We start from the raw sequence: 21,442 nt of genomic DNA, 5'->3' as shown, positions 1-21,442 counted from the left end.
GACCTGACGTGACTCACGGTCCTTGCGTCGGCCGGGCGGCAGGGTTCGGCGCAGCGGCCAGCAGGCGTTTGGTGTACTCGTGCTGCGGGTCGTCGATCACCGATCTGCTCTCCCCCGCCTCGACGACCCGGCCGTGGTGCATGACCATCACGTCGTCCGAATAGCGGCGAGCGCTCCCGAGATCATGGGTGATGTACAGGACGGCGAGGTCCTCGTCGCGGCGCAGGGAGTCGATCAGATCGAGCATCTCCTTCCGGATCGTCACGTCGAGCATCGAGACGGGCTCGTCGGCGATCAGCACCGTGGGCGAGGCGGCGAGCGCCCGGGCGAAGGACACACGCTGTCGCTCCCCGCCGGAGAGCTCGTGCGGGAACCGGTCCAGGTACCGCTTTGCCGGGGTGAGCCCGACCCGTTCGAGCAGCTGCACGCAGCGCTCCTGGACCGCTGCCTCCCCGCGCACCTCCTGGTGGATCCGCACCGCCCGGCCCAGTGTGTAGGCGGCCCGGCGCAGCGGATTGAGCGAGGCGAAGGGGTCCTGCAGGATCAGCTGCACGTCGCCCACGTACTCCCGGTGGCCGGCGCTGCCTTGCGTCGGCACCTCGCGACCGTCCAGCAATATCTGTCCCTCCGTGGCCGGGATGAGTCGCGCCAGCATCCGCCCGAGGGTCGACTTCCCTGACCCGCTCTGGCCCACCAGGGCGGTGACCCGCCCCTGGGCGAGCGCGATCGAGACGTCGTCGACGGCGCGCATCGTCCGCTGGCGGCGCAGCAGGCCGCTGCGGGCGCCGACGGGGTACTCCTTGATGAGGTTGCGGCCCTCGAGGACGACGCGGGCGCCGGCCCGTCCACCCGCGTCGGTGCCGGTATCGGTGGTGGTCATGCGAGGCTCCCCAGATCTGCGAGCGAGGACAGCAGGTTCTTCGTGTACGGGTGCTGCGGGTCCCGGTAGAGGTCGACGGCCGGGCCGTACTCGACGAGGCGGCCGTGGCGCATCACGGCGACGGAGTCGGAGATCTCCAGCAGCAGCGCGAGGTCGTGCGTGGTGAACACGATCGCGAAGCCGTACTCCTCCCGCAGGCGCACGATCTGGTCGAGCACGTCGCGCTGGACCAGCAGGTCCAAGGCGGTGGTCGGCTCGTCCATGAAGATCACGTCGGGCTCCAGCACCAGGGCGATCGCGATCGCCACCCGCTGCTTCATGCCGCCAGAGAGCTCGTGGGGGTAGGCGTCGATGCGGTCCGCGTCGATCCCCACCCGCTCGAGGTGCTCCGTGGCGATCTCGGTGCGCCGCGCGGGCGGCAGACCCGGTCGGTGCACCCGGATCACGTCGTCGAACTGGGCGTGGATGGAGGTGACCGGGTTCAAAGCGTTCATCGCGCTCTGGAACACCACCGCGATCTCGTTCCATCGCAGAGCCCGCAGCTCACGGTCCTCCAGGTGCAGCAGATCGGTGGGGGCGCCGTCCTCCGCCCGGTAGGTGATCGACCCTCCGACGAGCTCCGCCGGCGGCCGCAGCAGCCGGGTGATGGCGTTGGTCAGGGTGGATTTACCGGAGCCGGATTCCCCGGCCAGCCCCAGGATCTCCCCGCGGCGCAGCGTGAGCGAGACGTCCTGGACCGCGTGCACCGTGCCGTAGGCCGTCGGGTAGTCCACCCGCAGGGAGTCGACCTCGATGATCGCCGAGCCCGGCATCGGCGAGGGCTGGATCCGCGGGGCCGGCTCCGGATCCTCGTGCGCCGAGCGCTCCTCGGTGAGCGCCACATGCTCCGCGGTGGCCGAGGTGGCACCGCCCGGCGCCGTCGGTGTGCCCGACCTGATCCCGGAGACCTGGGCATTCGCCGTGGTCGCATCGCCTCCGGCGGCGCGGCCCCCTCCGCCCTTGGTCACCGCCGACCCCGTGCGCAGACGCGGGTTCGAGTACTCGTCGATCCCGAAGTTGATCAGGGCGAGTCCGGCACCGATCACGGCGATCGCCAGGCCCGGCGGCACGAACCACCACCAGGCGCCTGCCAGCAGCGCCTGCGAGTTCTGGGCGAAGTACAGCATGGAGCCCCAGCTGGTCGTGGTCAGCGACCCCAGTCCCAGGAAGGCGAGGCCGGCCTCGGCGAGGATGCCCCCGATCACCGAGAACAGGAAGCCGGAGGCCACCAGCGGGAGCATGTTCGGCAGCACCTCGTAGAACATGATCCGCAGGCGGCTCTCGCCGGTGGCTCGGGCCGCCTCGACGAAGTCGCGATTGCGCAGAGAGAGGGTCTGGGCCCGGATCACGCGCGCCGCGCCCGCCCAGGACGTGATCGCGATGACCACGGCGATCGAGAACATGCCGCGGGAGGGCAGGTATCCGGTCAGCACGATCAGCAGCGGCATCCCGGGGATGACCAGGAACACGGCGGTGAGGATGTAGAGCAGGTCGTCGGCGACCCCGCGCAGGTAGCCTCCCAGCAGGCCCACCACGACGGAGAACAGCTGGGAGATCACGCCGGCCAGCAGGCCCACCAGCAGCGAGACGCGGGCGCCGTGGACGAACTGGGCGAAGACGTCCTGCCCGGACTGGGTGGTCCCCAGCCAGTACCCGCCCGACGGGGGCCGGAGCATGTCGAAGGAGGTGGCCCGGGGGTCGTGGGTCGCCACCAGCGGGCCGACCACGGCGATGACGAGGAACACCAGGACGATGAGGGTCCCGGCACGGACCTTTCCGCTGCGCGGGACGAGCGAGGAGATCTTCACGGCTCAGGCTCCCTGTCGGGTTCGGGGATCGAGGAACACGTAGGCGATGTCGGCGATCAGGTTCGCCGCGATCACCGCCAGGGAGATGATCAGGAACAGTCCCTGCATGAGGGGGAAGTCCTGGGCGCTGACCGCCTGGAAGAGGGCGTAGCCGAGCCCGGGATAGTTGAAGATCACCTCTGTGAGCATCGATCCGCCCACCACGGCGCCGAGGGCGAGGGCGAAGCCCGTGACGCTGGGCAGGATCGCGTTGCGCGCGGCGTACCCGAACAGGACCGTCCGCGGGGGCAGACCCTTGGCCTCCGCCATCGAGACGTAGTCCTCGCCCAGGATCGTCACCGTCATGTTCCGCATCTGCAGCACCCAACCGGCGAAGGAGCCGATCACGATCGTCAGGGCGGGCAGTGCCGCGTGGTAGAGCACCGATCCGGCGAACTGCGCCGTGGGCTCGGGGAAGATCGACCGGTCGTACCCGCCGCCCGCGGGGAAGATGCTGACCGTCACGGACAGCAGCATCACCAGGATCAGCGCCATCCAGAAGTACGGGATGGCGTTGAGGAAGGTCAGCCCCGGCAGCACGTGGTCGGACCAGGTGCCGCGGCGCCAGGCAAGGATCACACCGAGCCCGGTGCCCAGCACGAAGCCGATCACGGTCGAGACGCCCACCAGGCCGACCGTCCAGGGCAGGGACTGGCCGATGATGTCCATCACCGGGACCGGGTACTGGCTGAGCGAGACGCCCAGGTCGAGGTGGAGGAGATCGCCCAGGTAGTGGACGTACTGGAGAGGTAGGGGGTCGTCGGAGAGACCGAACTGCGCCGCGATCGCGTCTCGGGCCTCCGCATCGATCTGACCCTTGGACCCGGCGATCAGGATGCTCACCGGATCACCGGGCATCAGACGCGGGATCAGGAAGTTGAGTGTGAGCGCGGCCCACGCGATGAACGCGTAGAGGCCGAGCTTTCGCAGCAGGAATCTCATGGGGGCGGCCTCCGTCAGCCGTCGGTCCTGGACAGTCGCCGCAGGATGATCATCCGGTCGGCGGCGTTCACGGGCGAGCCCAGGGCGTAGGGGTTCTCCTCCGAGGGGAACCCGGTCCAGACCTCGGTGTTGTAGTTGAACCAGTTCGGGGCGGTGATGATCGGGACCGCCGGGAGCTCGTCGACCACGATCCGCTGCAGACCGTCGATCGCGCGGGCCCGCTCGGTCTCCTCCTCCGTCTCCGCGAAGGCGCTAAGCAGTTCGTCGGTCTCCTCGTCGTACCACCGCTGGAAATTCGCGAACACGCGGCCGTCGTCCTCCGGCGCATGCTCGGAGGAGAGCATCGAGCGGTACATGAACCAGGGGCCCAGGCCGGCCGCGACGATCGACAGGGTGACGTCGAAGGTCCCCATGTCCCGGCTCTCGGTCCAGGACTCGAAGGACACGCCCCGCGGCGTGAACTGGATCCCGACCCGGCGCAGCTGCTCGTCGAGCACCTGGGTCGCGATGACCCAGTCGTTGTAGTCCGACGGGATCTGCAGCGCGAAGGACAGCGGGGTCCCGTCGGGCGCGACCCGCACCCCGTCGGCTCCGCGCGCGTAGCCGGCCGCATCGAGCACCCGCTCGGCCTCGTCCGGGTCGAAGACGAACTCCTGGTCACGCAGATCCTCGGAGATGAACTCCTCGAAGGTCGGTCGGGGCAGCGCGGTGGGGTGGGGCACGTCGACGTACCCGAGCATGGCGATGTCCGAGAGCTCCTGACGGTCGATCGCCAGGCTGATGCCGCGCCGCAGCTCCAGGTCCTGCCAGAGCTCCTTCTCGAGGTTGAAGGTGAGGTTGAAGATGCCGTTGCCGGGATACCAGTGCCCGCGATGCTCCGGGTCGTGCTGCACGAAGATCTGGTCGATGTTGGCGATGAAGTCCCCTGCCCAGTCGATGTCGCCCGCCTGCATCGCGGTCGCCATGGTCTGGCTGGTGTAGGAGGGCCAGGCGAGCGTCCTCGGGGCGAACTCCTCGGCCATCCAGTGCTCGTCGTTGCGCACGAAGGTGTAGAGCTGGTCGGAGAACCGTTCGAGCGCGTACGGGCCGGTGCCCACCGGATCCTCGACCTGCTCCGCCGAGGGGTCCTCGAAGGCGGAGAAGACGTGCTCCGGGACGATGGGGAGCTCGCCGATGGTGGGCTCCTGGGCGAAGGTGGTGGACTCGAAGGAGATCTCCACGGTGAACTCGTCCACGGCGACGGCGTCGAGGAGCGGCAGCGCGGCCGTGTTGGCCGCCGGGAAGTCCCTCATCATCAGGAAGGTGAACACGACGTCCTCGGCGTCGAACACCTCGCCGTCGGTCCATCTCACGTCCTCCCGCAGCGTCGCGGTGAGCACGGTGCCGTCCTCGTTCCAGGTGAACGCGGAGGCCAGCCACTGCTCGGGGTTCTCGACGTCCATCGCGGTGATCACCTGCATGGGCTCGTAGATGAGCCCGCTCGCGCCCTGCAGGGCCTGCCCCGAGTAGGGGTTGAAGTTGGGCTGGAAGAGGGTGGTGTCCGCGGCCTTGATCCGCACCGGGGGCTCCTGCTCGGAAGCGGCGGCTCCGCAGCCGGCCAGTGTCGCACCTGCTGCGCCGATGCCGCCGAGCATCAGGGCACGGCGGGAGACGTCAGGGAGGGGGCGGGGCTCTCCGGCCCCGCCGGGTGCAGCCTGCTCGGCGCCGAGCCTGCCGGGATCGCAGGACTGATGTGACAGGGACGACATGTAGGTACGCTACACATCCAGACCAGATTAAGTAACCCACATACGAAATTCGGTCGCCTCGTCTCACCCTGGACGCACGACGGGGGCGTGCACGGTGTCCGTGCACGCCCCCGTGAGGTCCGCTCGTGCGGGGTCAGCCCTCCAGGGTGATCTCGTCGGCGTAGACCGCCGGCATGGCCCCGGTGATGGTGTCGACCGTCCCGGCCTCCTCACGGGCGACCTGCTCGACCGCACTGGCCACTGCCTTGGTCACACCCTCGTGGAAGACGCTGGGGACGATGTAGGTGGGGTTGAGCTCCTCGGAGGCGACGACGTCGGCCAGGGCGTTCGCCGCGGCCAGCAGCATGCGGTCGCTGACCCGGGTGGCGTGGGCGTCGAGCAGCCCGCGGAAGACGCCCGGGAAGGCCAGCACGTTGTTGATCTGGTTGGCGAAGTCGCTGCGCCCGGTGGCGACGACCTCGGCGTGCTGGGCCGCCTCGGCGGGATCGATCTCCGGGGTCGGATTGGCCATCGCGAACACGACGGCACGATCGGCCATGGTGGTGACGTCCTGGGCGGTGAGGATGTTCCCGGCGCTGACTCCGATGAAGACGTCCGCGCCCTCGATCGCGTCGTGGAGGGTTCCGGTCAGCTCGCGGGGGTTGGTGACCTCCGCGATCCAGGGCAGGCGGCCTTCGAGCTGCTCGCGTCCCTCGTGGACGATGCCGTCGATGTCGGTGACCACCACGTCCCGGGCGCCGGCGGCGCGCAGCAGGCGCAGGATCGCGGTGCCGGCCGCTCCCGCCCCGGAGAGCACGATGCGGGCGGAGGCGATGTCCTTCTCCACCACGCGCAGGGCGTTGCGCAGGGCGCCCACCACGACGATCGCGGTGCCGTGCTGGTCGTCGTGGAAGACGGGGATGTCCAGCTCCGCGCGCAGGCGGTCCTCGATCTCGAAGCAGCGCGGGGCGGAGATGTCCTCGAGGTTGATGCCGGCGAAGGCGGGGGCGATGGCCTTGACGTGGGAGACGATGTCGTCGACCGAATGCGCGTCCAGGCAGAGGGGGAAGGCGTCGATGTCGGCGAAGCGCTTGAACAGCGCGGCCTTGCCCTCCATCACGGGCATCGCGGCGAGCGGGCCGAGGTCTCCCAGGCCCAGGATCGCGCTGCCGTCGGAGACGACCGCGACGGTGTTGCGCTTGATGGTCAGCCGGCGGGCGTCGTCGGGATTCTCGGAGATCGCCTTGACCACGCGGGCCACACCGGGGGTGTAGACCATCGAGAGGTCGTCACGGTGGCGGATGGGGACCTTCGACTCGATCTTCAGCTTGCCGCCGAGGTGCGCGAGGAAGGTGCGGTCGGAGACCTTGCCGAGCTCGACGCCCTCGAGGGTCTTGAGGTCCTCGACGACCTCCATGGCGTGGTCGTGCCCGGCGGTGAGGACGGTGATGTCGGCGCGCATCCGCTCCGGCCCGGAGGCGGACACGTCGAGAGCGGTGACGGTGCCTCCGTGTCTCTCGATGCGGCCGGTGATGTCGCTGACGGCGGCGGATCGCGCCGCGAACTCGAGTCGGATCGTGATGGAGTAGCTCACGGATGGCAGCGGTGACATGGGGCTCAGCCTAACGATGCCGGAGGCCCTATGGGTACGCGGCGCACCGGGGGGCCCGAAGACGTCGGACGCCCGGGGCATCCCCGCGCCCGACGGAGGTCGCGGAGGGCTCAGGCGGTGTACGGCTCGACGTCGTCGGCGTAGCGCTCCCAGAGGGTCCGGGCGGCGGGGACCTGCTGGCCGTAGCGCTCGGGGTGCGCGGAGCCCTGCACCAGCTGGGCGACGGTCCCGGGCTCCCACTGCGCGAAGTCGGGGGCGGCCTGGAGGAGGCCGGGCGCGAGGGAGTGCGTGCTGACGCCGAGGAAGGCGTCGATCGCGAGCTGCTTGTGGCGCACGTCGTCGTAGGTGCCCCAGCCCGTCGAGGGGCGCTGCTGGAACAGGCCGCCGGAGTCGGCGTCCACGGCGGGCTCGTAGTTGTACAGCCAGGACTCGACGATCGCGGTGATCAGGGCGACCGTCGCGGCCTCTTCACCCAGCCCGTGGCCCGTGGTCACGGCGATGATGAACTTCGCGTTCTCGACCTGCCAGTCGTCCATGGCATCGACCGCGAAGCCCTCCCGGGTCTCCGGGCGGGTCATGAACTCCTCGGTCCACTCCTCCTCCGCGGCGGAGGCGGGTGCGGTCGTCGCGGCCGAGGTCGCGGCGGCGAGGCCGAGGACGCCGGTGGCGAAGAGCATGCGTCGGGACAGAGGAGAGGTCAGCGCGCTGGTCATACAGAGAATCCTTCGGAGTTCCGGGAGCCAAGGTGTCGCCCGGGTGCTCCGGGCCGTGCCAACGTAACGAGGTGATCACGGCGTGTGAAGGCCCCGGTCGGACGGCCGGACGCCGCACCGGCGGAGACTTTTGGCGATCATGACCGGAACTCTCCGGAACGGATGCCTGCTCGGTGACCGCGTCATCGCCGGTCGTCGCGTCGTCCCCGCCCGCGGGGTGCAGAGGCAGACCGTGCCACCACGACGGCCAGTAGCTGAATGTAAAAGTTCTGCAAGGTGACCGCCGGGACACCGGACCCGTGCCGCAGGACACTCTCGGCAGACCCCTCGATGGCGCAGTTCACCCGGTGGCGGGCCCGGTGCCGTCAGCTCAGCGCGGCGATCGCCTTGCGGATGCGCTTGTCGGAGACGGTCTGCTTCGTTCCCAGTGTCTGGGCGAACAGGCTCACGCGCAGCTCCTGGAGCATCCAGTCGATCTCGCGGACGTCGCCCCCGGCGCGCCGGCGGGCCGACAGCTTCGCCCTCGCACCGGCCCAGTACTGCTCGAGGTCGCCGATCTGCCAGGCCAGCTGCTCGTCGCGGCGGGGGTTCTCCGGCAGCTTCTCCAGCCGGATCACGTCGGCCTCGAGGTAGCGGCGCAGATCCGGCAGGTGCTCGAGGCCCGTGCGGGAGATGAACCCGTTCCCGAGCAGCGACGCGGCATGCTCGCGGATCTGGGTGAGATGGGAGAGCACGGACAGCGAGGGCACGCGGGAGAGCTCCTTGTGGAGCTTGGCGTCGACGGCGAGCGCCGCCGCGGCCTCCTTGACGGCCTGCGCGGCGAGCGCGTCGTGCCGGCTGCGCACCGTCGAGAGCAACGCATCGTACTCGGCGCGGCTGCGCACCTGCGCCTCACCGGCCAGGTGGATCGTGGCGGCACGGGAGGCGTCGGCCAGCAGGGCGGCGGTCGAGGCGTAGTCCGAGCCCGCGACGGCGAGCTTGGTGGGGTTGGGCAGCGCGTTCAGCACCGCCGCGAGGTCGGCGTCGAGCTCCCGGTCCAGGAGGGCGATCACGCCGTCGCGGTGGGCGAGGGTCTGTTCATCGGCGGTGGCGAGGACGGCGAGGTCGACCCGCTGGAGCTGTCCGTCCTGCCCGCGGCGCGCGACCAGTGCGGGGTAGCCGGTGACCTTCAGTCCGCCGACGGTGGACTCGTGGACGCCCGGCACGCCCTGGTCGGGGAAGGACTGCAGGTCGCGACCGGCCAGTTCATCGGCCCCGGTGGAGACCGAGGCGTCCACGCGCGCCTTGAGCCGCCCCGCGAGCTCCTCGAGGTCGTCCCCGGTGCCGATCTGCCGGCCCGTGTCGTCCACCACCCGGAAGTGCATCCGCAGGTGCGCGGGCAGCTTGGACAGGTCGAACTCGGGGCCGTACAGAGGCAGGTCGTCGGGCACTCCCGGCAGCGCGACCAGTTCGTCGGCGGCGGCCTCGAGGAACGACTCGCCCGCGTCGGGGTCGTCATCATGCAGGGTGGCAGCGACGGTCTTCGCCCGCTCGGGGGCAGGGACGAGATGGCGCCGGACGGATTTGGGCAGCGAGCGGATCAGCTCGGTCACCAGCTCCTCCCGCATCCCGGGCACCAACCAGTCGAAGCCGCGGGGCTGCACACGGTTCAGCACCGCCAGCGGGATGGTGGCGGTCACGCCGTCGGCTCCCTGCGCCCCGACCTCGCCGAAGGCGTAGCTCAGCGGCAGGGTGATGTCGCCCTGGACCCAGGTGTCGGGGAAATCGGCCAGGATCGCCTCGCGGGCGTCCTCGTCGGCGGCCAGCAGGTCCTGCTCGGTGAGGGTGAGCAGGTCCGGGGTCTCGTGGCGCTGCTTCTTCCACCAGGAGTCGAAATGCGCGCCGGAGACGACGTCCTTCGGGATCCGCTCGTCGTAGTAGGCGAACAGCTGCTCGTCGGAGATCAGCAGGTCCCGGCGCCGCGTCTTCGCCTCGAGCTCCTCGAGCTGGGCGATCAGCGCACGGTTGTCGCGGAAGAAGTGGTGGCGGGTGCGCCAGTCCCCTTCGATGAGCGCGTTCTGGAGGAAGATGTCCCGGGCGGCGACGGGGTCGATGCGTCCGTAACCGACGACTCGGTCGGCGACGAGCGGTACGCCGTAGAGGGTGACCTTCTCGTGGGCCATGGCGCTCGCCCGCTTCGAGGACCAGTGCGGGGCGGAGTAGGAGCGCTTGACGACGTGGGCGCCGGTCTCCTCCGCCCACGCCGGATCGATGCGGGCGGCGGTGCGGCCCCAGAGCCGGGAGGTCTCGACCAGCTCGGCGACCATCGCGTAGTCGGGGCGTTTCTTGGCCAGCGCCGAGCCGGGCCACAGGGCGAAGCGGGCCCCGCGCGCGCCGGAGTACTCGCGGGTGCGATCGTCGACCAGACCGACGTGCGAGAGCAGACCGGCCAGCAGCGCCTGATGGATAGCCTGCGGGGAGGCATCGTTGTCGTTGCGGGAGAGGTCCGCGTCCTTGGCCATGTCCCGCAGCTGGGCGTGCAGGTCCCACCACTCACGGATGCGCAGGTAGTGCAGGTGCTCGGCGCGCACCTCGCGGCGGAACGCGGAGGACGACAGCGCCTTGCGCCGCTCCTGGAGGTGGTTCCACAGGTTCAGGAAGGCGAGGAAATCACTGGTCGGGTCCTCGAAGCGCTTGTGCTTCTCCTTGGCCTGCTGCTCCTGGCCCAGCGGCCTCTCGCGCGGGTCCTGGATGGACAGGGCGGCGACGATGATCAGCACCTCGCGCAGGGCACCGAGCCGGTGGGCCTCGATGAGCATCCGCGCCATCCGCGGGTCCAAGGGGAAGCGGGCCAGGGTGCGGCCGACGCGGGTGAGGCGCCGGCCTCCCGGTGCGCGCGGCGCGTCCTCGAGGGCGCCGAGCTCGTCGAGCAGACGTACGCCGTCGGTGATGGCGCGGGAGGCCGGCGGTTCCACGAACGGGAAGGACTCCACGTCACCCAGGCCCAGGCTCGTCATCAGCAGCACGACGGAGGCCAGCGAGGTGCGCAGGATCTCGGGCTCGGTGAACTCCGGGCGGGCCTCGAAGTCCTCCTCGGAGTACAGGCGGATCGCGATGCCCGGCGCGGTGCGGCCGCTGCGGCCGGAGCGCTGGTTCGCGCTGGCCTGCGAGATCGGCTCGATGGGGAGGCGCTGGACCTTGGTGCGCTGGGAGTAGCGGGAGATGCGGGCGAGCCCGGAGTCGATGATGAAGGTGATCCCCGGGACCGTCAGCGAGGTCTCGGCGACGTTGGTGGACAGGATGATCCGCCGGTAGGTGCCCGCGGGCGGCGGGGAGAAGATCTTCTGCTGGTCCTGGGCGGAGAGCCGGCCGAACAGTGGCAGCACCTCGACCGGCAGCGCTGCCCGGCCCTTCGTGCCGCGGTCCAGGTGGGCGGTGAGGGCCTCGGAGATCTCTCGGATCTCGCGCTCCCCGGGCAGGAAGACCAGCATGTCCCCGGGGCCCTCGGCGGCCAGCTCGTCGACGGAGTCGATGATGGCCTGGGTGAGGTCGCGCTCGACGGAGTGGATGTCCTCGAGATCGTCGTCCTCGTCGACCTCGGCCTCCAGCACGAGCGGCCGGTAGCGGATGTCCACCGGGTAGGTGCGTCCGGTGACCTCGATGATCGGGGCGGGCTCACGCTCTCCCGCGGGTGAGCTGGAGGAGAAGTGCTCGGCGAAGCGCTCGGGGTCGATGGTGGCCGAGGTGATGATGATCTTCAGGTCGGGGCGCTGCGGGAGGATCTGGCGCAGGTAGCCGAGGATCACGTCGATGTTCAGCGAGCGCTCGTGGGCCTCGTCGATGATGATCGCGTCATAGCGCTTCAGCAGCCGGTCGCGGGCGATCTCGGCGAGCAGGATGCCGTCGGTCATGAGTTTCAGCCGAGTGCCGCGGGCGGTCTGCTTGGTGAAGCGGACCTGGAAGCCGACGGCCCCCTCCCCCAGCTTCTGACCGAGCTCGCCGGCGATCCGCTGGGCGACCGAGCGGGCCGCGATCCGGCGGGGCTGCGTGTGGCCGATCAGTCGACCGCCGGCCCCGTACCCGAGCTCGAGCAGCATCTTGGGGATCTGGGTGGTCTTGCCGGAGCCGGTGGCGCCGGCGATCACGACCACCTGGTTCTTGTCGATCGCCTCCATGATGTCCTCGCGGCGCCCGGAGACGGGCAGCTCGGCGGGATAGGACAGGCGCAGGTCGGGGGTCGTGGAGGGCGTGGTCATGACGCGCCCACTCTACGGGGCCGGACCGCATCGGGTCCCGTGCAATTCCGTCGGCCACGACCGAGGACGGCGGAGCCGCGCCCCGGATCCGTCTACCATCGGGGGCGGGTCCGCACCGGCGGGCCGACGACACCGAGGAGGATCGCTGCCGCGATGATGCGTGCGCTGCGTAAGACGGAGCCCGGGCCCGGGCTGAGCCTGGTGGACCTGCCGGAGCCGGGGACCGGCCCGCTGGACGTGAAGATCCGGGTGCTGCGCGCCGGGATCTGCGGCACCGACCTGCACATCCTGGCCTGGGACGACTCGGCCCGGGCGATGTGCGACACGGTGCCGTTCACCCCCGGTCACGAGTTCTACGGAGAGGTCGTGGAGGTCGGGGTCGACGTCACCGACGTGCAGGTCGGCGATCGTGTCTCCGGTGAGGGCCATGTGGTGTGCGGGACCTGCCGCAACTGCCGAGCGGGGCGCAAGCAGATGTGCATCCGCACCCGGTCGGTCGGCGTCCAGCGCGACGGGGCGTTCGCCGAGTACGTCGTGATCCCTCACTTCAACGTGTGGGTCCACGAGCACGACGGCGACACGGACCTGATCACTCCCGAGCTCGGCGCCCTGTTCGATCCCTTCGGCAATGCCGTCCACACCACGCTGAAGTTCTCGATCGTCGGCGAGGACGTGCTGATCACGGGGGCCGGTCCGATCGGGCAGATGGCCGTGGCGGTGGCCCGTCATGCCGGGGCCCGGTACATCGCCATCACCGACGTCGCCCCGCACCGGCTGGAGATGGCGGCCGAGAGCGGGGCGGACGCCACCATCGACGTCTCCTCCACCCGGGTGCGCACCGCGCAGGCCGAGCTCGGGATGCGCGAGGGCTTCGACGTGGGCCTGGAGATCTCCGGCCAGCCCCGGGCGCTGCAGGAGCTGATCGAGAACATGAACCATGGTGGCAAGATCTCGCTGCTGGGCCTGCCCTCGCAGCAGTTCGAGATCGACTGGACGATGGTCGTCACCCGGATGCTCACCCTGCAGGGCATCTACGGCCGCGAGATGTACGAGACCTGGAACGCGATGTCGGCGATGCTCACCAGCTCACCCGACCTGCGCGCGAAGGTCACCCGCACGGTCACCGACGTGATCCCCGCGGCGGACTTCGCGCGCGGCTACGAGATCGCCCGGACCGGCGACGGCGGCAAGGTACTGCTGGACTGGGAGAGCATCGGCTGAGGCCGTCGGCCCGACGCGCCCCGCCCACCCCGGACCGGCCGGCTCTCTCCCCACCCGGACCACCCCAGTTCTCTCCCCACCCGGACCCAGACGGAAGGACTCCCGTGTACACGGACCTCAAGGACCAGCTGACCGCCGAGCTCGCCGCGATCGAGCAGGCCGGCACCTTCAAACACGAGCGGATGATCTCGACCCCGCAGAGCAATCGCATCATCGCCGGTCAGCTGGGCCGCGAGGGCGCCGAGGTCCTGAACTTCTGCGCCAACAACTACCTCGGCCTGGCCGACCATCCCGACCTCGTGGCCGCGGCGACGAAGGCCCTGGAGACCCGCGGGTTCGGGATGGCCTCCGTGCGGTTCATCTGCGGCACCCAGGATCTGCACCTGCAGCTGGAAGAGGCGGTCTCGGCCTTCCTCGGCACCGAGGAGACGATCCTGTTCTCCTCGTGCTTCGACGCCAACGGTGCGGTGTTCGAGCCGCTGTTCGGCAAGGACGACGCGATCATCTCCGACGAGCTGAACCACGCCTCCCTGATCGACGGCATCCGTCTGTCCAAGGCGGTCCGCTACCGGTACCGCAACGCCGACCTGACCGATCTGCGGGCCCAGCTCGAGGCCACCCGAGCGCAGGCCGACGGCGCCGGGGCGCGCCGCACGATCATCGTCACCGACGGCGTGTTCTCCATGGACGGCTACCTCGCCCCGCTGCCGGGGATCTGCGATCTGGCCGACGAGTACGGCGCGCTGGTGATGGTCGACGATTCCCACGCGGTCGGCTTCATGGGCGGTAGCGGCGCGGGCACCCCGGAGCACTTCGGGGTCTCCGAGCGGGTGGACATCTACACCGGGACCTTCGGCAAGGCCCTCGGCGGCGCCAGCGGCGGCTACGTCTCCGGACGCTCCGAGATCGTCGCGATGCTGCGCCAGAAGGGCCGCCCCTACCTGTTCTCCAACTCCCTCGCGCCCTCGATCGTGGCCGCCACCCTGGCCGCGCTCGAGCTGGTCGGCGGCAGCGCCGAGCTGCGCGCCACCCTGCTCCGCAACGCGGAGCTGTTCCGCCGCCGGATGAGCGAGGAGGGCTTCGACCTGCTGGACGGCGAGCACGCGATCGTGCCGGTGATGTTCGGGGACGCCGCTCTGGCCGCGCGGATCGCCGATGCGATGCTCGACCGCGGCGTGTTCGTCACCGCGTTCTCCTACCCCGTGGTCCCGCAGGGTAAGGCCCGCATCCGGGTGCAGCTCTCCGCCGCGCACACGGAGGCCGACGTCGAGGCCGCGGTCGCGGCGTTCGTCTCCTCCCGCGACGCCGTGCAGGGCTGATCCCGAAGGCCGCGCTCCGACGAGGAGAGAAGACCTGGCCGTGACGGGTCATCACGCCTTACGGTCAGCTCATGCAGCTGCTGCGCCTCGCCGGGCCGCCCGGGGTCGGGAAGTCGACGATCGCCTGGGCCCTCGCCTCCCGATCCGCCGCCGCGGGCCGTCCGACCGGGTACGTGGACATCGACCAGCTGGGCATGCTCTACCCACCACCTGCAGACGATGCGGACCGGGTGGCGCTCAAGGAGCGTGCTCTGCGGGCCGTGGCTCGCGAGCACCGCGCTGCCGGGGTCGAGCAGCTCGTCGTCTCGGGCGTCGCCTCCCCGGACGACGCTCCCCCGGCGATCGCCGGCATCACGGTCCGGTCCCTGTGGTGTGATGCCGCCCCGGCCGTCCTGCGGGAGCGGCTGGCCGTGCGGGGATGGGACGAGGAGCAGGTGGCCGAGGTCGTCGCGGCCGGGACCGCGGAGTCGGCCCGGCTGCATCCGGACTGGGAGCGGCTCGGGATCGGCGAGCTCACGATCACGCAGGCCGTCGAGAGGGTTCTCGAGCGGATCGACCAGCCCGAGGAGGCGGCGCGCTCGACCGCCGATCCCCGCGCCGAGAACCACTCGCCTCTTCGACCCACCACCCCGCCGGGCCACATGCCACCGATCCTGTGGCTGACGGGGCCGCGCTGCGCGGGGGCGTCGAGCGTCGGCTGGGCCCTCGCCGCGGACGCCTGGTCCCAGCGGACCCGCACGGCCTTCCTCGACCTCGCTCAGCTCGCCTTCGCCACCGGCGCAACCGGGCAGGACACCGCTCCCGGCCGTCCCCTGCGGCATCACGCCCTCGCGCTGCGCATCCTGGTCGCGCTCCGGACCGTGCTCCGGGCGGCCGGGGCCCGGGAGCTCCTGGTCGTGGCCCCGCTCGAGGTCGATGTCACCGAGCTCCTCGGGGCACCGGAGACCGGAGTAATGACCATGGTCCGGCTCGATGCCGACGACGCGACGCTGCGCGAGCGCGTCGGGGCCCGTGCCCGCGGCGCCCCACCGCTGCTGGCCAGTGATGACCTCCGCGGCGCCCCGGCCTCGCAGATCGATGCCGTGGCCGACCTCGCCGCGAAGCAGCGCAAGTGCCCGCTGCGCGCGGGCGAGCAGCAGGTCACGAACGCCGAGCGCACACCGACGACCACAGCGGCCGCGATCCGCAGGCTCGGTACGGCGGAGCGGCGGGCCCACCCGTGACGGCCGCACGGCCCGAGCGGTGCGGTGAGCTGGGGCACCGCGGGGGTGGGCCGATGCTGCCCCTGGATCTGTCGATGCTGTGGGAGTCGGCGGATCCTGGCGACGCCCTGCGGGAACGCTTCGGATTCGACGGTCTCGGCGCCGCCACCGCGTGGGTGGGCGACGCCCTCGAGCGAACCTGGGCCCTCTCCGTCTTCTCCTGCCCGCGTCTGGTCATCAGCGACCAGAACGCGATCATCTGGGTGAGCACTGATCGCGGTGATCTCGTGCTGAAATGGTCGCGGGCGCAGGAGCGGTTCCCCGCCCTCGAATCCTCCACCCGGGTGCTGCATCACGTGGCCGAGCACGGAGTGCCGGTGGCCGCGCCCCTGCCGGCCCAGGACGGACGCGTCCGGGTCACGCTCGACGGGCCGCTGGGACCGCTGTCGGCCGCTGTCCTCCCCGAGGTGACCGGCCACTGGCTGGACGTCGCCGACCTCGACGCGGTCCGCTCCGCCGGGAGCACGCTGGCGGCGTTGCATACCGCGCTGCGCAGCGTCGGGCACCTCCCCGACGCCGGGGCACCCTCCCGCCCCGCACAGTCCGGGGACCCGGCGCAGGGCCCCGGACACTGGCTCGCCGTCGTCGACCGCGGACTGGCCCCGGAGGACTCACGCCGCCTGGCGCGAATGCTGGCCGGCGCTCCCCCGCTCGAGCGGGAGCAGCAGCTCGTCCACCACGACTACCGAGCCGCGAACATCCTGGTGCGGGATTCCGCGGTGGTCGGGGTGCTCGACTTCGACGGGATCGAGCCGGCCCACCGGGTCGACGACCTCGCCCGAGCCTCGGTCTACCTCGCCACCCGGTTCACCGGCTGGGGCCCGACGCCGCGGCCGGCCCGTGCAGCGCTGCGGGAGGGGTACGAGTCGGTGCAGCCCCTGAGCGCGGACGAGGTGCACTGGCTGGAGATCCTCACCCTCTGGTACGGACTCACCGCGATCCCGGACGGGGCCGGAATGGAGGCCTGGGTCGCCGCGCTCTGAGACCTCGGCTCCGGTCCCGACGCGCCCGATGACTCCAGGGGACGAGGCGGACCCGGTCCCTCGTCCCGCGCGAGGACGTTCCCGCGGGAACGTCTCGGCCGGGCTCCGCGTGGACGGCAACCCCCGGCAAACCGGCCGGCGCCCTGGGGGACCTCGATAGCGTGACGAGCGGGCGGCGGAGCTCGCCGGCCCCGGGCGAGGAGGCCCGGACCGACACAGGAGGTTCGCGTGGCACGTATCGGCATCCAGCTCATGATGCTCAAGGAGCACGTCGCCCAGGAGGGCGTCATCCCGGTCCTCCAGCGAGTGAGGGACACGGGGTTCCAGGTCGTGGAGGTCTCGCAGATCCCGATGACGGAGCAGAACGTGGCCGCGATGGAGTCGGCCCGCGAGAGCCTCGGCATCGAGTTCGCCGCGATCTCCGCCAAGACCTCGGCCGCGCCCGACAGCGACGACCTGACCCTTCAGCAGCACTTCGACCTGCACGTCGAGCACGCTCGGCGCCTGGGCACCGATCTGATCCGCATCGGCATGATGCCGCTGAGCGCCATGGCTTCGCAGGAGTCCTTCGACGCCTTCGCCCGGGAGGCCGACGAGTACGCCCGCCGGCTCGCGCAGGAGGGGATCTCCCTGAGCTATCACAACCACCACGTGGAGTTCGCCAAGCTCGGCGGAGTCACGCTGCTGGACCAGCTGCGCGAGAAGGCCCCGCACCTGCGCTACGAGATCGACTGCCACTGGGTCCAGCGCGGCGGCCGCGATCCCGAACGGACCCTGGCCGACTTCGCGGGCGTGCTGGACCTGGTCCACCTCAAGGACTTCCGGATCATCCTGCCGCCCACCGAGGTGCTCGAGGCCTCCGCCGCCGGAGACCGCACGGCCTTCGCGGATTTCTGGGCGCGCGACATCGTGCAGTTCGCCGAGGTCGGGGAGGGGACGCTGGACTGGAAGCCCGTCATCGACCAGGGTCTCGCCTCCGGTGCCCGCCACCTGCTGATCGAGCAGGACCAGACCTATGGCCGGGACATCTTCGACGCCCTCGCGATGTCCCGGGAGCACCTCGTCTCCCTCGGCTACGAATCCCTCATCACCGGCTGACCACCTCCCGTCGGCCACCCGACACGTCTACGTCGAAACGCACGGGAACCGCGGCGAGCTCGGCCACGGGCTCAGCGTCCACGCCTCGTCCCGGACGTGCTCAGCTCTGCGCGGGCATGGTCGTGTCGACGGCCTGGTAGATCTGAGCCTGCACGTCGGTACCATCGGCCAGGCGCACAGTGGCATCGACCCGTGCATAGCCCTCCCCCTCGAAGTCGTCGAGGCGGCCCCAGTGCTCGGCGAGATCCTCGGAGCTCAGCACCATGCCGGAGACCTCCTGGCCGTCCTCGGCCAACACGATGGCCGGGTACCCCAGCGTCGCGCCCCAGCCGTGCTCCCGCAAGTACCCGCGGACCGAGCCGCGTTCCCCTCGTCCGTCGACCTCGCTGGGCACGTGCTCATTGGGGCGCCCGGGAACGAGGGTGCCGTAGACGAAGAGACGCTGCATCACCAGAGGTCCTTTCTCGGGTCGGACATCGATGTCCGACTCTAGATGACATGGGGGACGGGGAGGACATCCGGGCTGCGGGCTGCCCCGCCCTCGGCGACGCGGCGCGGACTCGAGGGATGGACGCTCTTCGTCGACGTCCACCCGAGGTCCCGGAGAGGTGACGATCCGTGGCTCCAGCCAGGAACGACAGTCCTTCTGTGACGCCCCGGACCGATTTGACGAAGCGGACGAGCATGACCTACGTTGAATGGAAAGCGTTTCCCCAAAGGCGTGGAGGATTCCCATGACGCATGTGGTCCCGGCGACGAAGTCATCGCGCACATCGCCGCCCTCCCCGGCGCGCCGTGCCCCGGCCTCCCGTTCGAGGGTCCGGCAGATCTGGCGGAGCAGCTGGCGGGCTCTCGTCGTCGTCGCCGTGACGGTCGTCGCATGGTGGCTGGTCACCGCGCGAGGCTGGGTCCAGCCGTACATCCTTCCCAGCCCGGGCGACACCTTCGGGAATCTGGTCGAGTTCTCCCCGTACTTCCTCCAGCACACGTGGATCACCACCTACGAGACGATCCTCGGATTCGTCATCGCCGTGGTCCTGGGCGAGCTGATAGCGGTCCTCATGGTGCGCTCGAGGAACCTGCAGATGACCGTCTACCCGATCATCCTCGTCGCACAGGTGATCCCGAAGATCGCCATCGCCCCGCTGTTCGTCGTCTGGCTCGGCTTCGGCATGTCACCCAAGGTCACGGTCGCGGTCCTGATGGCGTTCTTCCCCATCGTGATCTCCGGGCTGGCCGGTCTGAAGTCGGTGGATCCTGAGATCCTCGACCTGGCCAAGACGATGGGGGCCGGCCCCTTCAAGACCTTCCGCAAGATCCAGTTCCCCGCCTCGCTGCCGCAGCTGCTCTCCGGCATGAAGGTGGCCGCGACCCTGGCCGTGACCGGAGCGGTCGTCGGAGAGTTCGTCGGTGGGAACGAGGGGCTCGGCTACGTGATCCTCCGCGCCAACGGGAACATGGACACCGCCACGCTCTTCGGTGCACTGATCGTGATGTCCGCGATCGGCATCCTGCTGTTCGCGGTCATCCAGATCGCGGAGCACCTCCTAATCCCCTGGCACGCCTCGCGAAGAGTCGACGGCGACTCGCCCGTGGTCCCCCGGTCCTGAACGGAGATCGAGACCGATGAAGATCGGATACGGCGTCACCCGACGCTCCGCGCTGGGCGCAGCCCTCCTGGGCCCGCTGGCCCTGGCCTCCTGCGGGAACCGCACGGTCACGATGGCGGGCAGCGGGACCGTCACCGTCCGGTTCATGCTGAACTGGTACCCCTACGGTGAGCACGCCCCCTTCTACTACGGGGTCCAGGAAGGGATCTTCGAGCAGCACGGGATCGATCTCAGCATCGAACCGGGGCAGGGCGCGGCCAAGACCACCCAGGCCGTCGGCGCCCAGGAGGTGAACTTCGGCTGGGCCGACACCCCCGTCGTGCTGGGCAACATCGACAACGGCGTGGACGTGAGGTCCATCGGGGTGTTCCTGCAGACCACGCCGTCGGCCGTGCAGTACTTCGCCGACGCGGGCATCACGAGCGCGGAGGACCTGGTGGGGCTGACGATCGCCACCTCCGCCGGCGACGCCCCCACCACGACGTTCCCCCTCTTCCTCGAGGCAGCCGGGCTCGACCCCGAGCAGCTCACCGTGCAGAACATCGATCCCGCCGGGAAGAACTCGGCCCTGATCACCGGACAGGTCGACGCCCTGATCGGTTTCGCCCACGACCAGAGCCCGATCATCGCCCAGCAGAGCGGGAAGGAGATGGCCGCGATCAGCTATGCCGACGTCGGCCTGAACTTCTTCAGCAACGGCCTGATCACCTCCGGGGCGCAGATCGCGGCGGACCGCGAGATCGTGCAGGCCATGCTCGATGCCACCTCGGAGGCCTTCGCCGCCGCCAGGGAAGCCCCCGAGGCCGCCGTCGCCTCGATGGCCGGCAAGGATCCGCAGATCGCCGAGGAGAACGTCCTCCTGCAGCAGTGGCAGGGGACGGTCGAGCTCCTCGACGCCGCCCACAGCTCGGGAGAGGTGCCTGGTCGCAACGCCGCCGAGGACTGGGCCACCACCATCGAGGTACTGGCGCAGGCCGAGATGATCGGCAGCGACGGCGACATCGACACCTATGCCGATACGGGCTTCACCCCCGCGAGCTGAGGGACTCGGACACCCCACGGCTCCCGCCCCAGGATCACACGTAGACAAGGACCCTCCCATGAGCACAGGAACCATCGCCCGAGAACGCCCCGAGCCCGCACCCCGGGCGAACCCCGCCGTATCCGTCCGGGACACCTCCGTCACCTTCAGCTCGCAGCGTGGCACCGTGACCGCCCTGTCCGGGGCGAACCTCGAGGTCGAGCACGGCGAGTTCATCACCATCGTCGGCCCGTCCGGCTGCGGGAAGTCCACCTTGCTGAAGGTGGTCTCCGGGCTCGGCGACTACTCCTCGGGCACGGTCGAGATCAACGGGGACCCGATCTCGGGGCCCCGTCAGGACATCGGCTTCGTGTTCCAGCGCCCCGCCCTGCTGGAGTGGCGCAACGTGCGCCAGAACATCATGCTGCAGGCCGAGATGCGCGGACTGCCGCTGGGCGCCGCCCGCGAACGCTGCGATCACCTCATCGAGATGACGGGACTGACGGGATTCGAACGCTCGTGGCCCCACGAGCTCTCCGGCGGCATGCAGCAGCGGGTGGCTCTGTGCCGCGCCCTGCTCCACGAGCCCGAGATCCTGCTCATGGACGAGCCCTTCGGAGCCCTCGACGCTCTGACGCGGGAACGGATGAACGTCGAGCTCCACCAGATCTGGCGCGAGACGGGCACGACCATCATGCTGGTCACCCACTCCGTCGCCGAGGCGGTCTACCTCGCACAACGCGTGGTCGTGATGAGCCCCCGCCCGGGCAGGATCGTCGAGATCCAGGACGTGTCGCTGCCGGCCGAGCGCGACTACGCCGCCTCCCTGGAGGCTCCCGCGTTCCACAAGGTCTCCCACCGGGTCCGCGAACTGCTCGGGGCGAGCACCTCCGAGGAGTGAACCCCGGGGGATGAGTCCCGGGCGCGCTGTCT

Annotated in this window: 16 protein-coding genes; 8 read left to right on the top strand and 8 right to left on the bottom strand. The window is 70.3% G+C overall.

Going from position 1 to position 21,442, the window contains the following annotated elements; genetic code table 11:
- Positions 1 to 13 precede the first annotated feature (13 nt).
- The 7 genes from JOF43_RS17875 to hrpA form a co-directional block, all read right to left on the bottom strand.
- The gene (locus JOF43_RS17875; protein WP_209904399.1) at positions 14 to 880 is read right to left on the bottom strand and encodes an ABC transporter ATP-binding protein; all 867 of its coding nucleotides are present in this window, start codon (positions 878 to 880) and stop codon (positions 14 to 16) included.
- Positions 877 to 2,727 carry a dipeptide/oligopeptide/nickel ABC transporter permease/ATP-binding protein gene (locus JOF43_RS17870; protein ID WP_209904398.1) on the bottom strand — a complete coding sequence of 617 codons (1,851 nt, stop codon included), beginning with the start codon at positions 2,725 to 2,727 and terminating at the stop codon, positions 877 to 879. Before JOF43_RS17870 ends, JOF43_RS17875 begins: the two co-directional genes overlap by 4 nt.
- A gap of 3 nt (positions 2,728 to 2,730) precedes the next feature.
- Positions 2,731 to 3,708, bottom strand: coding sequence for an ABC transporter permease (locus JOF43_RS17865; RefSeq protein WP_209904397.1), 978 nt, complete (start codon positions 3,706 to 3,708; stop codon positions 2,731 to 2,733).
- Between the two features lie 14 nt (positions 3,709 to 3,722).
- Positions 3,723 to 5,456, bottom strand: a complete 1,734-nt coding sequence (locus tag JOF43_RS17860; RefSeq protein WP_209904396.1) for an ABC transporter substrate-binding protein — start codon at positions 5,454 to 5,456, stop codon at positions 3,723 to 3,725.
- Between the two features lie 133 nt (positions 5,457 to 5,589).
- Entirely contained in the window at positions 5,590 to 7,047 is a 1,458-nt protein-coding gene (locus JOF43_RS17855) for an NAD-dependent malic enzyme (RefSeq protein WP_209904395.1), read from the bottom strand.
- A gap of 110 nt (positions 7,048 to 7,157) precedes the next feature.
- Entirely contained in the window at positions 7,158 to 7,760 is a 603-nt protein-coding gene (locus JOF43_RS17850; protein WP_209904394.1) for a hypothetical protein, read from the bottom strand.
- A gap of 365 nt (positions 7,761 to 8,125) precedes the next feature.
- Positions 8,126 to 11,995, bottom strand: coding sequence for an ATP-dependent RNA helicase HrpA (gene hrpA / locus JOF43_RS17845; RefSeq protein WP_209904393.1), 3,870 nt, complete (start codon positions 11,993 to 11,995; stop codon positions 8,126 to 8,128).
- Between the two features lie 156 nt (positions 11,996 to 12,151).
- Here hrpA and tdh point away from each other — a divergent pair, with 156 nt between their 5' ends.
- From tdh to JOF43_RS17820, 5 genes are all read left to right on the top strand, one after another.
- Entirely contained in the window at positions 12,152 to 13,216 is a 1,065-nt protein-coding gene (gene tdh / locus JOF43_RS17840; RefSeq protein WP_209905385.1) for an L-threonine 3-dehydrogenase, read from the top strand.
- 104 nt (positions 13,217 to 13,320) lie between these two features.
- Entirely contained in the window at positions 13,321 to 14,535 is a 1,215-nt protein-coding gene (locus tag JOF43_RS17835) for a glycine C-acetyltransferase (protein ID WP_209904392.1), read from the top strand.
- Between the two features lie 71 nt (positions 14,536 to 14,606).
- Positions 14,607 to 15,758 carry a P-loop nucleotide/nucleoside kinase family protein gene (locus tag JOF43_RS17830; RefSeq protein WP_209904391.1) on the top strand — a complete coding sequence of 384 codons (1,152 nt, stop codon included), beginning with the start codon at positions 14,607 to 14,609 and terminating at the stop codon, positions 15,756 to 15,758.
- Positions 15,759 to 15,811: 53 nt separating this feature from the next.
- Complete coding sequence (locus JOF43_RS17825) at positions 15,812 to 16,780, top strand: phosphotransferase enzyme family protein (RefSeq protein WP_209904390.1); 969 nt, start codon at positions 15,812 to 15,814, stop codon at positions 16,778 to 16,780.
- 228 nt (positions 16,781 to 17,008) lie between these two features.
- Positions 17,009 to 17,878, top strand: a complete 870-nt coding sequence (locus JOF43_RS17820) for a sugar phosphate isomerase/epimerase family protein (RefSeq protein WP_209904389.1) — start codon at positions 17,009 to 17,011, stop codon at positions 17,876 to 17,878.
- 100 nt (positions 17,879 to 17,978) lie between these two features.
- Here JOF43_RS17820 and JOF43_RS17815 read toward each other — a convergent pair whose 3' ends face one another.
- Positions 17,979 to 18,326 (bottom strand): gamma-glutamylcyclotransferase family protein, encoded by a 348-nt coding sequence (locus JOF43_RS17815; protein WP_245354790.1) that lies wholly within the window; start codon positions 18,324 to 18,326, stop codon positions 17,979 to 17,981.
- Between the two features lie 286 nt (positions 18,327 to 18,612).
- Between JOF43_RS17815 and JOF43_RS17810 the strand changes: the two genes are divergently transcribed.
- From JOF43_RS17810 to JOF43_RS17800, 3 genes are read left to right on the top strand one after another with little or no spacing between them, the layout of a single operon-like run.
- A complete protein-coding gene (locus tag JOF43_RS17810; RefSeq protein WP_209904387.1) occupies positions 18,613 to 19,488 on the top strand; it encodes an ABC transporter permease in 876 nt (291 codons plus the stop codon).
- A gap of 16 nt (positions 19,489 to 19,504) precedes the next feature.
- The gene (locus tag JOF43_RS17805; RefSeq protein WP_209904386.1) at positions 19,505 to 20,530 is read left to right on the top strand and encodes an ABC transporter substrate-binding protein; all 1,026 of its coding nucleotides are present in this window, start codon (positions 19,505 to 19,507) and stop codon (positions 20,528 to 20,530) included.
- 58 nt (positions 20,531 to 20,588) lie between these two features.
- On the top strand, positions 20,589 to 21,410 hold the full coding sequence (locus JOF43_RS17800; RefSeq protein WP_209904385.1) for an ABC transporter ATP-binding protein: 822 nt from the start codon (positions 20,589 to 20,591) through the stop codon (positions 21,408 to 21,410).
- The last annotated feature ends 32 nt before the right edge of the window (positions 21,411 to 21,442 follow it).

It is taken from the genome of Brachybacterium sacelli (genome assembly GCF_017876545.1).
In the GTDB taxonomy this organism is placed as follows: domain Bacteria; phylum Actinomycetota; class Actinomycetes; order Actinomycetales; family Dermabacteraceae; genus Brachybacterium; species Brachybacterium sacelli.
This window is presented reverse-complemented; position numbering and strand designations above follow the sequence as displayed.

What these genes read in the sequence shown, in the direction of transcription:
- JOF43_RS17875 (WP_209904399.1), bottom strand. Translation starts at nt 880, where the DNA reads ATGACCACCACCGATACCGGCACCGACGCGGGTGGACGGGCCGGCGCC.
- JOF43_RS17865 (WP_209904397.1), bottom strand. Translation starts at nt 3,708, where the DNA reads ATGAGATTCCTGCTGCGAAAGCTCGGCCTCTACGCGTTCATCGCGTGG.
- JOF43_RS17860 (WP_209904396.1), bottom strand. Translation starts at nt 5,456, where the DNA reads ATGTCGTCCCTGTCACATCAGTCCTGCGATCCCGGCAGGCTCGGCGCC.
- JOF43_RS17855 (WP_209904395.1), bottom strand. Translation starts at nt 7,047, where the DNA reads ATGTCACCGCTGCCATCCGTGAGCTACTCCATCACGATCCGACTCGAG.
- JOF43_RS17850 (WP_209904394.1), bottom strand. Translation starts at nt 7,760, where the DNA reads ATGACCAGCGCGCTGACCTCTCCTCTGTCCCGACGCATGCTCTTCGCC.
- hrpA (WP_209904393.1), bottom strand. Translation starts at nt 11,995, where the DNA reads ATGACCACGCCCTCCACGACCCCCGACCTGCGCCTGTCCTATCCCGCC.
- tdh (WP_209905385.1), top strand. Translation starts at nt 12,152, where the DNA reads ATGCGTGCGCTGCGTAAGACGGAGCCCGGGCCCGGGCTGAGCCTGGTG.
- JOF43_RS17830 (WP_209904391.1), top strand. Translation starts at nt 14,607, where the DNA reads ATGCAGCTGCTGCGCCTCGCCGGGCCGCCCGGGGTCGGGAAGTCGACG.
- JOF43_RS17825 (WP_209904390.1), top strand. Translation starts at nt 15,812, where the DNA reads ATGCTGCCCCTGGATCTGTCGATGCTGTGGGAGTCGGCGGATCCTGGC.
- JOF43_RS17815 (WP_245354790.1), bottom strand. Translation starts at nt 18,326, where the DNA reads ATGCAGCGTCTCTTCGTCTACGGCACCCTCGTTCCCGGGCGCCCCAAT.
- JOF43_RS17810 (WP_209904387.1), top strand. Translation starts at nt 18,613, where the DNA reads ATGACGCATGTGGTCCCGGCGACGAAGTCATCGCGCACATCGCCGCCC.
- JOF43_RS17805 (WP_209904386.1), top strand. Translation starts at nt 19,505, where the DNA reads ATGAAGATCGGATACGGCGTCACCCGACGCTCCGCGCTGGGCGCAGCC.
- JOF43_RS17800 (WP_209904385.1), top strand. Translation starts at nt 20,589, where the DNA reads ATGAGCACAGGAACCATCGCCCGAGAACGCCCCGAGCCCGCACCCCGG.